The sequence below is a fragment of the Microbacterium gubbeenense DSM 15944 genome, from assembly GCF_000422745.1.
Taxonomy (GTDB): Bacteria; Actinomycetota; Actinomycetes; order Actinomycetales; family Microbacteriaceae; genus Microbacterium; species Microbacterium gubbeenense.
Genome location: NZ_KE383914.1, coordinates 86,813 through 100,435, shown reverse-complemented (window position 1 = coordinate 100,435; position 13,623 = coordinate 86,813). Strand labels below are relative to the sequence as shown.

At 69.9% G+C, this 13,623-nt stretch carries 10 protein-coding genes and 1 riboswitch; of the genes, 4 read left to right on the top strand and 6 right to left on the bottom strand.

The genetic code is table 11. From position 1 onward, the window contains the following. Positions 1–203: 203 nt before the first annotated feature. The 3 genes from G510_RS0113855 to G510_RS0113845 all read right to left on the bottom strand — a co-directional run bounded on the left by G510_RS0113855 (position 204) and on the right by G510_RS0113845 (position 3,009). A complete protein-coding gene (locus G510_RS0113855) occupies positions 204–986 on the bottom strand; it encodes an energy-coupling factor transporter transmembrane component T family protein (protein ID WP_036323565.1) in 783 nt (260 codons plus the stop codon). Beyond that, entirely contained in the window at positions 983–2,383 is a 1,401-nt protein-coding gene (locus tag G510_RS0113850) for an ABC transporter ATP-binding protein (protein WP_029154090.1), read from the bottom strand. Before G510_RS0113850 ends, G510_RS0113855 begins: the two co-directional genes overlap by 4 nt. Next, positions 2,380–3,009: an ECF transporter S component gene (locus tag G510_RS0113845; protein ID WP_029154089.1), complete on the bottom strand. Its 630-nt coding sequence runs from the start codon at positions 3,007–3,009 to the stop codon at positions 2,380–2,382. The genes G510_RS0113850 and G510_RS0113845 overlap by 4 nt, the downstream gene beginning before the upstream one ends. Continuing rightward, positions 3,004–3,113: riboswitch (TPP riboswitch) on the bottom strand. It overlaps the preceding gene by 6 nt. Positions 3,114–3,244: 131 nt before the next feature. Here G510_RS0113845 and G510_RS17140 point away from each other — a divergent pair. After that, positions 3,245–5,173, top strand: coding sequence for a D-alanyl-D-alanine carboxypeptidase family protein (locus G510_RS17140; RefSeq protein ID WP_051216786.1), 1,929 nt, complete (start codon positions 3,245–3,247; stop codon positions 5,171–5,173). A 3-nt stretch (positions 5,174–5,176) separates the two neighbouring features. On the opposite strand, the gene G510_RS0113835 is transcribed toward G510_RS17140, so the two are convergent. Further along, positions 5,177–5,965: an aminotransferase class I/II-fold pyridoxal phosphate-dependent enzyme gene (locus G510_RS0113835; protein WP_029154088.1), complete on the bottom strand. Its 789-nt coding sequence runs from the start codon at positions 5,963–5,965 to the stop codon at positions 5,177–5,179. 53 nt (positions 5,966–6,018) lie between these two features. Between G510_RS0113835 and G510_RS0113830 the strand changes: the two genes are divergently transcribed. Next, entirely contained in the window at positions 6,019–7,761 is a 1,743-nt protein-coding gene (locus tag G510_RS0113830) for an ABC transporter ATP-binding protein (protein WP_029154087.1), read from the top strand. Next, positions 7,758–9,821 carry an ABC transporter ATP-binding protein gene (locus tag G510_RS17135; protein WP_051216785.1) on the top strand — a complete coding sequence of 688 codons (2,064 nt, stop codon included), beginning with the start codon at positions 7,758–7,760 and terminating at the stop codon, positions 9,819–9,821. The genes G510_RS0113830 and G510_RS17135 overlap by 4 nt, the downstream gene beginning before the upstream one ends. Before the next feature lie 114 nt (positions 9,822–9,935). Here the strand turns inward: G510_RS17135 and G510_RS0113820 are convergent, their stop codons facing one another. Further along, a complete protein-coding gene (locus tag G510_RS0113820; protein ID WP_029154086.1) occupies positions 9,936–10,772 on the bottom strand; it encodes a TIGR03620 family F420-dependent LLM class oxidoreductase in 837 nt (278 codons plus the stop codon). Positions 10,773–10,861: 89 nt separating this feature from the next. Beyond that, on the bottom strand, positions 10,862–11,947 hold the full coding sequence (locus tag G510_RS0113815; RefSeq protein WP_036323561.1) for an enoyl-CoA hydratase/isomerase family protein: 1,086 nt from the start codon (positions 11,945–11,947) through the stop codon (positions 10,862–10,864). A gap of 88 nt (positions 11,948–12,035) precedes the next feature. Between G510_RS0113815 and G510_RS18450 the strand changes: the two genes are divergently transcribed. Next, positions 12,036–13,616, top strand: coding sequence for an ABC transporter ATP-binding protein (locus G510_RS18450; protein ID WP_051216784.1), 1,581 nt, complete (start codon positions 12,036–12,038; stop codon positions 13,614–13,616). The last annotated feature ends 7 nt before the right edge of the window (positions 13,617–13,623 follow it).

Here is a 13,623-nt window from a genome sequence, read left to right as displayed (position 1 = left end):
GCGATCGAGAGATCGGAACGCCCAGATACTCCGGACAGGCCTCGCATCGACACCCATTCCGTCACCTCCTCGTGCATTCCGTTCGAGCACGCCATCATGGCCCGCCGCTCATCGTACGGCGGAGGGAGTTCTCATGCCGAACGACCGTACAGTCCGGCCGCGACGGACCCATCGCCACCCGCGCCTGCGTCACTCTGGTGTGATCAGCGCCCGAGGATGACGTTGAGGTGACCCGTCGCGGTCGTCACGACCAGCGCGATCACGCTGATCGCAAGGCCTGCGGCCATGAGGATCCATTCGCGCGCGCCCCACGGGCTCTCTCGCGCCCACGTGCGCTTCTCGCTTGCGCCGAACGCGCGCGATTCCATGGCGGTCGCCAGGTGGGATCCGCGGCGGATCGCGAGCACGATGAGCGAGAACGCCATGCCGGCCACGCGGCGGATCCGCCCGCGATCGGCCACTCCGCGCACGCGGCGCGCGGCCTCCAGCTCGCGCCAGTCGTCGACGAGCAGGCCGACCATGCGCAGGCCGCCGAGCGCGCCGAGCACGAACCGGGCGGGCAGCTTCGCCCGCTGCGCGAGGCCGTCGGCGAGGTCGGTGGGGTCGACGCCGGAGAACAGGGCGATGCCCGGCAGCGCGATCGCGAGCACGCGGAAGAAGGTCGCGGCGGCGAGCTCGAGCGACATGTCGCTGACCGTCATCAGCCCCCAGTGGAAGTGCACCGCGCCGCCCCGTTCGCCGTACAGAGCGATCGAGACGGCCGTGAGCGGCGCCGCGATCCATACCGGCAGCGTGCGGATCCAGAAGCCGCGCCAGCTGAGGCCGCTCATGGCGATCAGCGGGATCCCGAGAACGAGCGCCGTGAACGCCGACACCCAGTCGATCGTCGCGATGAGCGGGATCGCGATGAGGAACGCGGCGCCGAGCTTCGCGACGGGGTTGATGCCCGAGAGCGGGCCGCGCGCGAGGGTCGACACGGGGATCATCCCGAGACCCCCATCCGGAACTCCCGGGCGCCGAGCGCGTGCAGCAGGCCGAGGTCGTGGGTGATCGCGACGATCGCGATGCCGTCGGCGGCGAGCGCCGACATGATCGCCACCATCTCGCGCCAGGTCTGCGGATCCTGTCCGAACGTCGGCTCGTCGAGCACGCACACGCGCGGCCGGGTGGCGAGCATCGCCCCGACCGTGAGTCGCCTCTTCTCCCCTCCCGAGAGCGTGTGCGGGTGCGCGGCGGCGAGGTGGTCGAGCCGCAGCCGTTCGAGCAGATCATCCGTGCGGCGCCCGATCTCGCCCTCCGACAGCTGCAGCGCGCGGGGCCCGACCTCGATCTCGTCGCGCACGGTCTTCGCGAGCAGCTGATGATCGGGCGACTGCAGCACGGTGCCGATGCGGGTGAGCAGCTGCGCCGACGTCCACCGGATCGGATCGGCCTTCGCGCCCCCGCGCAGCTCGTCCGACGCGACGACGGCGCCCCCGGCGGGTGGCAGCAGCCCCGCGAGCGTGCGCCCGAGGGTCGATTTTCCGGATCCGTTCGCGCCCGTGATGCCGAGCACCTCGCCCGGCATCACGGCCAGATCGATGGGCCCGGCGACGACGCGGCCCCTGACCCGGGCGACCGTGAGACCGCGGGCTTCGAGCAGCGGCGCGGAGGCGTATGGCATTTCTGCAGCGGATCCGCTCGTTTCGGGCCCGGCGGACCGGGTCCCGCCGAAATCTGCCGTCGTTGTGCCCGCCGCCCCCAGCCGCACCTCCCGATCGATCATGTCGCGCCACACGTCGGCGCGGTGCTCCACGACGATCAGGGTCGCCCCCGTGGCCTCCACCACGCGCGCCACGGCATCGCGCACCTCGATGACGCCCGCCGGATCGAGGTTCGCCGTGGGCTCGTCGAGCAGCAGCAGGCCCGGCTGCATCGCGAGTGCGCCGGCGAGCGCGAGGCGCTGCTTCTGCCCGCCGGACAGCGCGCTCGTCGACCGGTCGAGGCTCACCTCGAGCCCGACGAGGGCGAGCGCCGACGACACCCGGCGCCACGTCTCCTCGCGCGGGATGCCGAGGTTCTCGCACCCGAAGGCCACGTCGTCGCCGACGCGGTGCATGATCGCCTGCGTATCCGGATCCTGCAGCACGAGCCCGGCGCGCCCACGAACGTTCCGCGGGTCGATGCCGTCGACCGCGAGACTGCCCTCCTGCTCGCCCTCGTCGTCGCCGCCGAGCACGCCGGCGAGCGCGTGCAGCAGGGTCGACTTGCCGGATCCGGACAGGCCGCTGAGCAGGATCCGCTCCCCCGGCGCGATGTCGAGGTCGAGCCCGCGCGCGGCCCAGGCATGCCGCGTGGCGTATCGCCAGCCCCACCCGCGAGCCGCGACGCGGGCGCCGGTCACACGCGCTTCGCGCCGGTGCGCCCGGCCGCGAACCTGTTCAGCGCACCGGTGGCCGCGAGGCCGCGCACGATCGCCCACCCGCCGAGGCCAGCGATAACGGCGCCCGAGAGCGTGACAGAGCTGATGTAGATGACGGTGAACGGCAGGTCGGCCCCGGGGTACCACGCCAAGCGGTCGTTGATGCCGCCGCCGAGGCCCGCGCCCGCCCCCGCGAGGATCGCGGCCCCCAGGCCGAACCGCTTGTAGAGGAACACCGCGAGGATGACCTCCGCGCCGATGCCCTGCGCGACGCCGGACAGGATCGTCAGCGGGCCCCATTCGTTGCCGATGAGCGCCGAGATCGTCGAGGCGACGACCTCCGTGTAGAGCGCGGCACCGGGCTTGCGCACGATCAGCCCGCCGATCACGCCCGCGATCAGCCAGGGCCCCGCGAGCAGGCCCTTCAGCCCCGGCAGCAGCGCGCCGAGGGCGCTCCCCGGGATCGAGTACGCGGTGTTCCACACGATGAAGATCACCGCGCATGCGACGGCGACGACGCTCGCGATGACGATGTCGACGACGCGCCATTGGAATCGACGACCGGTCGCGTGAGTGACGGGCGTTTCGGTGCGCACGGATGCGGACATTTCTTGCTCCCTTCCTGCGCCGGCATGATCCGGATCAGGTTCAACGGTCGGCGCGCGGCACGCGCCCTCTCAGCCCGGCTTCTCGGACTCCCGTGGTGGTGTGAGGAATGCTCCTCAGTGATGGAGTATAAGCACCTTCCGCTCGAGGAAGCGAGCCCCGCCCGCACACAACGTCACCGGATCGTGAGCGGTTTGTCCGGGAACCCCCGGCCTCATCGAGTAAATTGAGCGCGTGATGGGTTCCGACGACAGCGAGCGCGACGACGTGCCGCAGGACGACGCACCCGAGACGACTCCGAGTGCATCCGAGGCGCCGCCTGTCCCCGCGGACCAGGACGGCGTGCCCACGATCACCGGCCTCTTCGACGCCCCCGAGGTCGACGAGGACGCCGAGCCCGAGCCGCTGTTCACCGACCCGCCGCAGCCCGACACCGACTCCGTGCGCATCCTCGCCGAGATGTTCCAGGGCTTCCGACGCCGTGGGGCGAACTCCGAGCAGGACCTGCGGCAGATCCTCAGCACCTCGACGCAGTCGATCGCCACGCTCGAGCAGCCGCAGGAATCCGCGCGGCAGAACCCGCCGCGTCAGGGATCCGAGCCGCCGACGACCGCGGGCGCGATTTCGATCATCGCCGCAGACGACGGCACCGACGACGAGGCCGATGCCGAGAACATCGACGTGGCCGACAACGACGAAGCGCTCGCATGGCTGCCCGCGCCGACCGCCGAGGAGAGCCACGTGGCAACGCCCGAAGACACGCAACAGACCGTGAAGACGGCGTACGTGCCGCGGGACGGCGGCAACCAGACTGAGCAAGCGCTCGCGTGGCTGACCGCCGAGAACGTGCCGACCGGGCAGACTCCGGTCATCGCCGGCGCCCCCGCCCTGGTGCCGCGCCGGCGCCACCGCTGGGTCGCCGCCGTGTTCGCCCCGATCCTCACCGCGATCGCGGTCGCCGTCATCTACGTCGTCGCGTTCGCCGTGTGGCCGCTCGACAACGTCTCCCCGACCGTCGCCGACGCCGAGTACAGCACGCCCGTCGCGCCCGCGGCCGACCTGCCCTGGCCCGAGACCGGTCAGGGCGCCATCATCGTCGAGGGCGTTGACGGCATGGCGACCTCCGGGACAGAAGACGTTCCGATCGTGCGCGGCCCGATGGCCAGCCTGACCAAGGTCATCACGGTGATGACCCTCCTCGATCGTCAGCCGCTCGCGGTCGGCGAAGACGGGCCGTCCTACGAGTTCGGCTACCTCGACCAGCAGCAGGCTCAGACGCTGCGCTGGCTGAACAACGAATCGGCACTCGACGTGCCGATCGGCGAGACGCTCACGTACCGTCAGCTGCTCGAGGGCATCCTCATGGGATCCGCGGGCAACTACGTGAACAAGCTCGTCGACGAGCTGTGGGAGGGCGACCGCAGCGCGTTCGTGGACGACGCGCTCGGCTGGCTCCAGGAGAACGGCTTCTACGACACGCTCGTCGCCGATGCGACGGGCATCAGCCCGGACAACCAGTCGACCCCCGAGGATCTCGTGAAGATCGCCGAGCTGGCGATGCAGGATCCGACGGTCGCCGAGATCGTCGCGCAGGACGAGGTCGACATTCCGGGAGCCGGCGTCGTCGAGAACTCGAACCCGCTGCTCGGCGAGAACGGCGTCATCGGCATCAAGACCGGCCACCTCGACGAGTGGAACGTCGTCAGCTACAACCTCATGACGGCCGCGGACATCGAACTGGGCGACGACAGGGATCCGATCCGCGTGTACTCGGTCGTGATGGGCCAGCCCACGCCCACCGAGGAGCGCCCCTTCGGCGTGGAGTCCGAGGAGATCCTCGATGCCGTCACCGAGCGCCTGCAGCCGGTCGATGCGATGGCCGAGCAGACGATCCTCGGCACCGTGACGACCCCCTGGGGCGGCCGCACCGATATTGTCGCCGACGACACCGCCTCGCTGATCCTGTGGAACGGCGAGGAGGCCGACGTCGCGGTCGACTACAACGTCAAGACCGGCGCGTCCGAGGGCGACACGGTCGGCACGGTCACGATCACGGGCGGCCTCGACAGCACCGAGATCGACCTCGTGCTCACCGACGACCTGCCGCGCCCCAGCCTCGAGTGGCGTCTCACCCACCCGCTCGAGCTGCTCGGGTTCGGCGCGTAGGCCTCAGCTCGTCGCCCACTCCGAGACGGCGTCGACGAACGCGTCGTTGTCGGATCCGATCTCGTAGCGCACGCCCGCGCCTGGAAATTCGGATCCGCCCGCGCGCGCCGCGAGCGCTGCCGACCTGTCTCCGACGGGGATCCACACGGCGTCGCCGTCGGAATGAACGATGTCGATGAACGGCTTGTCGTCGAGCTCGGCCCTCTCCATCCGGTCGCGCAGGGTGCGTTCGAGTCGCTGGCGCTCGGCGGCAACCCACTCGGCGCGGTCGAGCACCTCGTCCAGCCCGTCCGGCGAGAAGCTCCGCGCGATCGCGGCGAGCTGCTCGGCCGTCGGCGCCTCGGTCGCGAGCCCCGCGATGACCCCGGGGGCGGCGATGGCGTAGGCGGCGCCCGTCGGTGCGGTACGCACGATCGCGACGCGCGGATCCGTTGTCGCGGGCGCGAGCAGCGGTGCCGCGAACGCCGCGCGGGGGCTGGTCGCGAACGCGCTGAGCGATTCGTCGATGATGACGAGGCCGCCTTCCGGCGTCGCCTCGATCAGCCGGCCGAGCTCATCGCGGGTGAGCGCGCGCCCTTCCGGCACGCTCGGAGAGGCGACGAACAGGATCCGCTCGCGCGCCGCCTGCGGATCGAGCGCGGTGTCGAGGCCGGCGGGGCGCTCCTCGTCGACGGCGGATCCGGCGAGCGCGCGCACCAGAACGGTGACGCTGGACGCGAGCGCGACGCGATCCGGTGTCGTGTCGTGCGCGCGGGCGACGAGGACTCGCGCCTCGAGCGGAAAATCAGGCATGAGATCAATTGTGACGCTTTCGGATGTCAGGGGCCCGTGGTTTGCTTTCTGATGTGCTCCTGCGACTCCTGACCCGATACCTCTCCAGATACAAGCTGCTTCTCGCGGGCGTGCTGATCTTCCAGTTCGCCTCCGCCCTCGCAGCCCTGTTCCTGCCCACCCTCAACGCCGACCTCATCGACACGGGCGTCACCGCCGGCGACGTGCCGTACATCGTGCGCACGGGGCTCTGGATGCTGCTCGTCGCGCTCGGCCAGATCCTCGCCGCGATCGTCGCGACCTTCTGCGCCGCGCGCGCGGCGATGGGCCTCGGACGCGATGTGCGCCACGACGTGTATTCGCGGGTCAGCGGCTTCAGCGAGCGCGAGATCTCGTCGTTCGGCGCCGGCTCGCTCATCACGCGCAACACCAACGACGTGCAGCAGGTGCAGATGCTCGCGATGATGAGCGCGACGATGCTCATCATGGCGCCGATGATGGCGATCGGCGGCATCATCATGGCGCTGCGGCAGGACGTCGGGCTCAGCTGGATCCTCGGCATCTCGATTCCGGCGCTCCTCATCGTCGCGGGCCTCGTGATCAGCCGCATGGTGCCGCTGTTCCGCAGCTTCCAGACTCGGCTCGACGCGGTCAACCGGGTGATGCGCGAGCAGCTCACCGGCGTGCGCGTCGTGCGCGCGTTCGTGCGCGAGTCGATCGAGGAAGAGCGCTTCCGTCTCGCGAACACCGACATCATGGTGGTCGGCCGCAAGGTCGGTTCGCTGTTCGTGCTGATGTTCCCGCTCGTCATGCTGGTGCTCAACGTCACGGTCGTCGGCGTCGTCTGGTTCGGCGGCATCGAGGTCGACGCCGGCAACACCGAGATCGGCACGCTGTTCGCATTCATGCAGTACGTCGGCCAGATCCTCGGCGGCGTCATGATGGCGAGCTTCATGGCGATCATGATCCCGCGCGCGGCCGTATCGGCCGAACGTATCGGCGAGGTGCTCGACAGCGAGTCGACCCTCGTGGCCCCCGAGCACCCCGTGACCGACAAGCCGGCCCCCGGCCGCGTCGAGTTCAACGGCGTCTCCTTCACCTATCCGGGCGCGGAACAGCCGATCCTCTCGAACGTGTCGTTCCACGCCGATCCCGGCGAGACGGTCGCGATCATCGGGTCCACCGGCTCCGGCAAGACCACCCTCATCTCGCTCATCCCCCGCCTGTTCGACACGACGAGCGGGGCGGTGAAGGTGCACGGCGTCGACGTCGCCCAGGCCGACCTCGACACGCTCTGGGGCGGCATCGGCCTCGTACCGCAGCGCCCCTTCCTGTTCACCGGAACGATCGCCTCGAACCTGCGGTTCGGACGCGAGGACGCCACGGACGATGAGCTGTGGGCGGCGCTCGAGATCGCGCAGGCCGCCGATTTTGTGCGCGAGAAGCCGGATGGACTCGACACGCACATCGCGCAGGGCGGCACCAACGTCTCAGGCGGACAGCGCCAGCGGCTCGCGATCGCGCGCGCGATCGTGCACGACCCCGACGTGCTCGTCTTCGACGATTCGTTCTCGGCGCTCGACCTCACGACCGATGCGCGCCTGCGGCAAGCGCTCTGGCGCGAGCTGCCGCACGTCACGAAGATCGTCGTCGCGCAGCGCGTATCGACGATCACAGATGCCGATCGGATCCTGGTGCTCGACGACGGCCAGGTCGCCGGATACGGCACCCACGAGCAGCTGCTCGAATCCAGTACGACCTATCAGGAGATCGCGATGTCCCAGATGGGCGCAGACGAGAGCGAGGTCGGCGCATGAGCACGGAAGCCACCACGCTCGACGACGATCAGGTCGCACAGGACGCTATGATCGCCGCCGGTGCCAACGAGCCCGGCGCGATGGGCGGCAAGCCCAAGGACTTCTGGCCGAGCTTCCGCCGGTTCCTCGGCCTGCTCGCGCCGCACAAGTGGGCGTTCATCCTCGCCTCGGTGCTCGGCGCGATCGGCGTCGTGCTCGCGGTCGCCGGCCCCAAGGTGCTCGGCGAGGCGACGAACGTCGTGTTCGAGGGCGTGCTCTCGACCACCATGGGCGCGTCGTTCCAGGGCATGAGCCAGGACCAGGTCGTCCAGGCCCTCGAAGCGGCCGGCCAGCAGGAGTTCGCGAACATGGTCGGGGCGATGCAGAACTTCGCCCCCGGCGAGGGCGTCGACTTCGAACGGCTGCGCGTGGTCGTGCTGTGGGCCGTCGCGATCTATGTCGTCTCCTCGATCCTGCAGTGGCTGCAGGGCTACATCGTCAACGTCATCATGGTGCGCACCATGTGGCGGGTGCGCGAAGACATCGAGCACAAGATCAACAACCTGCCGCTGAGTCACTTCGACAGGGTGCAGCGCGGCGAGCTGATCAGCCGCGTGACGAACGACGTCGACAACATGACGCAGACCCTGCAGCAATCGCTGTCGGGCGCGATCACCTCGTTGCTCACGGTCGTGGGCGTGCTCATCATGATGTTCTCCATCTCGTGGAAGCTCGCTCTCGTCGCGCTCATCGCCCTGCCGCTCATCGGCGTCATCATGGGCGTCATCGGCCCGAAGTCACAGAAGGCATTCCAATCGCAGTGGAAGAAGGTCGGCCGCCTCAACTCGCGCGTCGAGGAGTCGTTCTCGGGCCACGCGCTCGTGAAGGTCTACGGACGCGAGAAGGCCATGCGCGATGCGTTCCAGGAGGAGAATGAGGAGCTGTACGAGGCCTCGTTCAAGGCGCAGTTCCTCTCGGGCGTGATGATGCCGTCGATGCAGTTCGTCGGCTACCTCAGCTACGCCGGCATCGCCGTGCTGGGCGGCGTGATGGTCGCAAGCGGCCAGATCCGCATCGGCGATGTGCAGGCCTTCGTGCAGTACTCGCAGCAGTTCACGCAGCCGCTCACCGAGCTCGGCGGCATGCTGCCGGTCGTGCAGTCGGGCACCGCGTCGGCCGAGCGCGTGTTCGCGCTGCTCGACGAGGAGGACCAGGAGCCGGACGCGGCGGATGCTCCGACCGTGCCGGAGGACGGCGAGGGCGTGATCGAGTTCGACCGCGTCAGCTTCTCGTACTCCGACGACCAGCCGCTGATCGAGGACGTGTCGTTCCGGGTCGAGCCCGGGCAGACGGTCGCGATCGTCGGCCCGACCGGCGCGGGCAAGACGACGCTCGTCAACCTGCTGATGCGATTCTACGAGGCCCGGGGCGGCGCGATTCTGCTCGACGGTCAGGACGTCTCGCTGATGACGCGCGGCGACCTGCGCTCGCGCACGGGCATGGTGCTGCAGGATCCGTGGCTGTTCGCGGGAACGATCCGCGAGAACATTCGCTACGGCAACGCCGCGGCAACCGACGACGAGGTGCACGCCGCGGCCGAGGCGACGTACGTCGATCGGTTCGTGCACTCACTGCCCGATGGCTACGACACGGTGCTGGAGGAGGACGCGGCGAACGTGTCGGCGGGCGAGCGTCAGCTGATCACGATCGCTCGCGCGTTCGTCAGGCGCCCGCAGGTGCTGATCCTCGACGAAGCGACGAGTTCGGTCGACACCCGCACCGAGCTGCTGCTGCAGAAGGCGATGGCCGCACTGCGGGAGGGGCGCACGTCCTTCGTGATCGCGCACCGCCTCTCGACGATCCGCGATGCCGACCTCATCCTCGTGATGGAGCACGGCTCGATCGTCGAGCAGGGCGCCCACGACGAGCTGATCGCGCAGAAGGGCGCGTACTGGCGGCTCTACCAGAGCCAGTTCGAGCACGCCGCGGTCGACGTCGACGAGGTCGAGGCGATGGAGGCCCCGCTCGGCACGACCGAGCTGCCGATCGTCGGCGGCCCGCCCGAGCCCGACGAATCCTGAGCGGACCGGTGGCCCGGGCAACCCGCCCGGGCCACCGCCGCTAAGACCATGTCCCGCTTGGCGCGGGAATACCGCTGTCAGATCCGCGCCAGCGGGGACACGGTATGAGAATCGTCAGTCTTCGGTGAGGCCCAGGGCATCGGCGACGCGTTCGAGGTCGCCGAGGGCGTCGTGGCCGATCGGCTGCACGCTGATGTGGTCGGCGCCGGCCTCGAGGTGGGCGTTGAGCCCCGCCCCCGCGATCTCCGGGGTCGGGTTCGCCGCGACGAGGTCGACGAGATCGTCGGATCCGCCGTCGTCGAACTCGGCCGCGTCCACGCCGAACCGCTTCAGCGCACCGACGTAGTTCTCGAGACCGAAGTACCGCTCCAGATACTTCCGGGCGGCCGCGCGAGCCTGCTCCTGGTCGTCCGACAGGGCGACCTTGAGCTCGGGGGCGAGCAGAGCATCGCCCAGGATCCCTCGTGCGTGCGCCGTGTGCGCCGGGTTCGTCAGGTACGGGTGCGCGCCGAGCGACCTGTCTGCCGCCAGCTTCAGCGTGCGGTCGCCGAGCGCCGCGAGCAGCCGCGCATCGGCCGGAACGCCCTCGGCGTCGAGCACATCGAGGTACTCCACGAGCGCCGAGTACGGCTTCGCGCGCTCGGCCGTGTGCTCGCGGTGCCCCGAACCGATGCCGAGCACGAAGCGTCCCGGGTGCTCGTCCTCGATGCGCAGGTACGACGCAGCGGCCTCGACCGGATCCGCATTCCAAATATTGACGATCCCGGTCGCGACCGTGACGTTCTCGGTCTCGTTGAGCACGGCCTCGACGCCCGTGAGGTCAGCGGCGGGCGAGCCGCCGATCCACAGCGTGCGATATCCGAGGCGCTCGGCCACGGCGGCCGTGCCGGGCTTCCATTGTCCGCCCGACAGCCAAACGCCGTACGTGCCGAATCGATTCTTGCTCACCATGGGCTGTTCTCCCCTGCTCTGGTGTCGCGGTGCACCCCACCCTACGCATCCGACATTGCCAGGTGGTGTCGCGCGCGTAACTCCCCGACTCAGTCGAACAGCGCGGCCACGGGGTGCGCGAACGCCCGCTCGACCACGTCATCCGCGAGATCCTCGTCCCGCGCGGGCGACCAGCGCGGGTCGCGATCCTTGTCAACCATCTGCGCGCGGATCCCCTCGACCATGTCCGGCTGGGTTTCGGCGAACCACATCACGAGGCGGTACTCCTGCTCGAGCGCGGCCCGCAGGTTCGGCAGGGTGCGAGACGAGCGGATCGCCGCGAGCGTCACGGCGAGCGCCGTCGGCGAGCGCTCCTCGAGAGCCGCGAGCGCCGACGCGGGCGAGCGCTCCTCGCGCTGCCATCGCGGATCCCGGGCCAGCTCGCCGAGCCGCTCGCGGATCTCGAGCACGGTCTCGCCCGCGAACGCGTCATCGATCCACTCGCGCGCGCCGACCAGCCCGCTCTCCTCGGGCGTCTCGTCGAAGAGCATGACGAGCTCGGTGGGGTTCGCCGGATCCGCGCGGTTCTCGAGCGCGTCGCGCACGGCGCCGAGGTCCTCGCGCCGCACGAAGTGATCGGCGAAGCCCGCGTAGATCGCGTCGGCCGGATCCATCGTCTCGCTCGTCAGCGCGAGATACTCGCCGATCCGTCCGGGCGCGCGGGCGAGCAGCCAGGATCCGCCGACGTCGGGGGTGAAGCCGATGCGCGTCTCGGGCATCGCCAGTCGCGACGTCTCGGTGACGACGCGCACCCGGGCGTGGCCGGCGAGCCCGATGCCGCCGCCCATCGTCACGCCGTCGGCGAAGGCCACCACGGGCACGGGGAACTCCGCGATCGCAGCGTTCGTGCGGTACTCGACGCGGAAGAACTCCTCCGCACCCGCCACGTCGCCCGAGCGGATCGCCGCGCGCAACTGGCGCACGTCGCCGCCGGCGCAGAATCCGCGCTCTCCCGTTCCGTCGACGAGCACCGTGTCGATGTCGGAATCCGTGCGGAAGCCGTCGAGGGCGCCAGCGATCGCGCGCAGCATGGGTGTATCGACGGCGCCGATCGCCTCGGGTCGGTTGATCGTGATCCGCCCCAGGGCGCTGTATTTGCGGACTCTTACGCGGTCATCCGTTGCTCGTGTCGTCACAATCCACACGCTACCGCGGCGCGGATCTCGCCAGATACCCGACTTTCCGCAAGGATGGAGGAATGCGCATGAGCTTGAGGAGGCCCAGATGAGCGACGGAAAGGTGATCGAGTTCGCCGATGTATCGATGGTGTTCGGCGACGCACCCGCGGTCGACGGGCTGACGGCTCGGGTCGATCCGGGGCGCGTGACCGCATTCCTCGGCCCGAACGGCGCCGGCAAGACCACGACGCTGCGCATGCTGCTCGGCGAGCTGCGCCCCACGCGCGGTCGCGCGACGATCGGCGGATCCGAGTACGCGCGCATCGCGCGGCCCGCCGCGTCGATCGGCGCCGTGATGTCGCTCGAGGCTCTGGATCGCGCCCGCCGCAAGACCGTGTCGAAGCATCTGACGAGGTCGGCCAAGCGCGTGGGCGTCGGATCCGCGCGGGTGAGCGAGGTGCTCACGATCGTCGGGCTCGCCGAGATGTCCGAGATGCGCATCGGCAACCTGTCGCTCGGTATGAAGCACCGCCTGGCCGTCGCCGAGGCGCTGCTCGGCAACCCGAGCGTGCTCGTGTTCGACGAGCCGGCGAACGGGCTCGACCCGGAGGGCATCCGCTGGATCCGCCTCCTCATGCGCAAGTTCGCCGATGAGGGCCGCACGGTGCTCATGTCGTCGCACGTGCTCAGCGAGGTCGAGCAGGTCGCCGACTCACTGCTCGTGCTGAATCAGGGCGTGCTGCTGTTCGAAGGCCCGATCGAGCTGCTGAGCGAGGCCGAGGGCGGCATCGTCACGGTCGACGCCGACGATCGCGCAGGGCTCCGCCGCGCGCTCGACGAGAGCGGGTTCGAGTACCGCGTGCTGCGTTCGGGCATCGCGATCGACGACGCCACGACCGGCGAAGTCGGATCCCTCGCGGCCAAGGCCGGCATCGCTCTGACGACCCTCACGCACCGCGGTCCGACGCTCGAAGACGTCTACCTGCAGATCATCGACGGCACGTGGGCGGCTCCGGCGCGCACCGCCGCGCTGGATCCGGCCGCATACGCGTCGGGTGCGACGGCCGCGGCGGCCGTCCTCGACGAAGAGACGAACGGATCCGCGGACGACGCGGACGTTGAGGCCGCGGACGAGGGTTCGTCGGGCGAGGGCGTCGACGGCGCCTCAGCCGGGCCCGATTCCCTCGACGAGGGTGACGAGACGGATCCCGACGCGAGCGACGACGCGGAAGACGCCGATACGTCCGGTGACGACGCGGACGATTCCGACACCGACGCCTCAGACGACGCCGAAAACACCGACGACGCCGACGAGCTCGCGGCGCTGTTCGCCGATGAGAACGAGGCCGACGAAGACCAGCCCGAGGACGACGCGTCGAACCCGGGAGCGGGCCTCGGGATCGCCGCGGGCGCGGCTGCCCTGCCGGGCATCGCCGGACTCGGAGGGCTCGCGCAGGGACTGCGCTCGAACGACGAAGACGGCTCCGGCGACGACGTCCCAGACGGCCTCGTGCCCGCCGGCCTCGCCCGGGCATACGAGCACGCGGGTGATCAGTCGACGGACGCGGACGACTGGGAGTCGCAGCTGCTCAGCTCGATGCTCGACGAAGACGAGAACGACGGTGACGCGTCGAACGACGACGACATGACGTCGTACCCGGCCGCGTCCTTCGAGGTTCCCGACTGAGGTTCGA